The 2,488-nt window shown below is 65.3% G+C and carries 2 protein-coding genes; both read left to right on the top strand.

Annotated features, from left to right (window positions below; translation table 11 throughout):
- Nucleotides 1–2,113: TonB-dependent siderophore receptor (locus VI08_RS20575; RefSeq protein ID WP_045831517.1), on the top strand; the 2,113-nt coding region annotated here is incomplete at its 5' end.
- A gap of 146 nt (nucleotides 2,114–2,259) precedes the next feature.
- A complete protein-coding gene (locus VI08_RS21915; RefSeq protein WP_157130548.1) occupies nucleotides 2,260–2,427 on the top strand; it encodes a hypothetical protein in 168 nt (55 codons plus the stop codon).
- Nucleotides 2,428–2,488: the final 61 nt, after the last annotated feature.

Below are 2,488 nucleotides of genomic sequence, written 5' to 3' on the forward strand. Positions count from 1 at the left end.
GGCCGCCATGCCCGCGGCCCACGCCCAGGACGCGTCGACGGCTACCACGGCAACGAAAGACACCACCACGCTTGACGCCGTCACCGTCCAGGGCCAGCGTGCGCCCGCGTATACCGCCGAGGAATCGGGTGCCGCCACGCGCCTGCCCCTCACCCCGCAGGATACGCCGCAGTCGCTCAGTATCATCACGGCGCAGCGCATAGAGGACCAGCACCTCACCAACGTTCGCTCGGTGCTCGACAACACCACGGGCGTCTCCTCCAGCCAGTACGACACCGAACGCGTGGTGTTCTGGTCGCGCGGCTTCCAGGTCGAGAACGTGGCCAACGATGGCGTGCCCGTGGCCCCTGGCCTTAACGCGAGCTCGGCTGACGCGACACTCGACACCGCCATCTACGAGCGCATCGAGGTGTTGCGCGGTGCCTCCGGCCTGCTCAGTGGCGCGGGCAGCCCCGCCGCGCTCATCAATTTCGTCCGTAAGCACGCCGACAGCCGTACGCCGCAGGCCGATGTCTCGTTCAGCTATGGCTCCTGGGACACGAAGCGTGCGGAGGCCGACGTCTCGACGCCGCTCAACGCGTCCGGCAGCGTGCGCGGCCGCGTCGTGGCCGTGCACGAGGACGGCAATTCCTATCTCGACCGCTACAGCAACACGAAGAACGTGCTGTACGGCGTCGTCGACGCCGACCTGGGCGAGAACACGGTGCTCAGCCTGGGGGCCGACTACCAGAAGACCAAACCCGATGGCGTCACATGGGGCTCGTTCCCCGTGTTTTATGACGATGGCAGCCGCTTGTCGTGGCGCCGCTCGTTCAGCCCGGCGGCGGACTGGAGCTTCTGGAACCAGACCACGAAGACGGCGTTCGCCGACCTGAAGCACAGCTTCGACAACGGCTGGCAGCTGCACGCCATGGCCAGCCACCGGCAGACCGACGGCGACGACGCCTTGTTCTATGTCTACGGTTGGCCGAACCGCGAGACGGGGGAGGGCATCACGCCCTACGCTTACCGCAGCACGCAGCATGGGCGGCAGAACATGCTGGATGTATTTGCATCGGGCCCGTTCCAGGCGTTTGGCCGTGAGCACGAGCTCGTGGTGGGCGCCAGCGGCTCGCACTATTCGAACGACTCGTACGAGTACCCGCACGGTGACCTTCCGGATGTCGGTAATTTCCTGGCGTGGTCGGGCCACCACCCGTACCCTGATTTCGCCGCCACGGCCGATCGCGTCAACCTCATCCGCATCGAGCAGAAAGGGCTTTACGCCGCCGCGCGGCTCTCCCTCGCCGATCCGTTGAAGCTCGTGGTGGGCGCGCGCCGCACCAGCTGGCAGAACGATACCAATGACGCCACGGCGGGCGTGTTCCACCATAAGCACGAGAAGACGATCCCGTACGCGGGCCTCATCTACGACATCACGCCCACGTACTCGGCGTTCGCCAGCTATACGCAGATCTTCGACCCGCAAGACAACCGTCGCGCCGATGGCAGCTACCTCGACCCCATGCTTGGCAGCAGCCGTGAGGTGGGCATCAAGGGCCGCCATTTCGATGGTGCGTTGAATACCTCGTTGACGTTCTTCGACACGAAGCTCGACCATGTCGCCGAGGCGGATGTCGGCACGTTCCTTCCCGATGGCATCACGCAGGCCTACTACGGTGTCGACGGCACCACGTCGCGCGGCTATGAATTCGAAGCGTCGGGCGCGTTCTCCGATGCGTGGAATGGCACGCTGGGCTGGTCGCACTTCAACGTAAAGGGGCCGGACCATACGGGCGCCATCCGCACCGCGTTGCCGCGCACGCTGGTTCGCCTGTTCACCACCTACCGGCTGCCAGGCGCCATGAGCGGGCTCACGATAGGTGGTGGAACCAACTGGCAGTCGGCAAGCCACACGCCGGTGGATGGGCCGAACGGGCCAGAGCGAGTCGACCAGTCGTCGGTGTTGCTGCTGACCGCCATGGCGCGCTATGCCTTCAACGACCGGGCCTCGGTGCAGTTCAATGCCGACAACCTGCTCAACCGGAAGTACTTCGTGCTCGACGACTTCAGCAACCTCTACTACGCGCCGCCGGCGAGCTACACGGTGTCATTCAACTATCGGTTCTTCTGATGGGCGTCATTTGCTGCGTCGCAACGGAAAAAACCAGATAAATTAATTCGTTGACGCCGAATTTACGGTGCGCTATATCTTGTCGCACGCGCTTGCATGCATCGGGCAGGCAAGCGCGTCACCGCCGCCACCGGCACCGGGGAACCATGCGCCACCGCACTCCCAATCCAGCGAATCCGGGTTGCGCCCTTGCGGAGCCGTCGTTCCCGTTCGTCCGTGCGGACGGCCATCGCATCCTCGCCCGTGCCAAGCTGAGCGCCCTTCGCTCGCGCGGCAAGTCCCTCGCCGGCTACTCCCCGCCGCGCCACGCCTGATCGTTCCACTGATCGGCCCTTCGTCCGCCGCACCATCCGCGTAGGAGCCCACTCCGTGGGC

Source organism: Luteibacter yeojuensis, assembly GCF_000964085.1.
Classification (GTDB): domain Bacteria; phylum Pseudomonadota; class Gammaproteobacteria; order Xanthomonadales; family Rhodanobacteraceae; genus Luteibacter; species Luteibacter yeojuensis_A.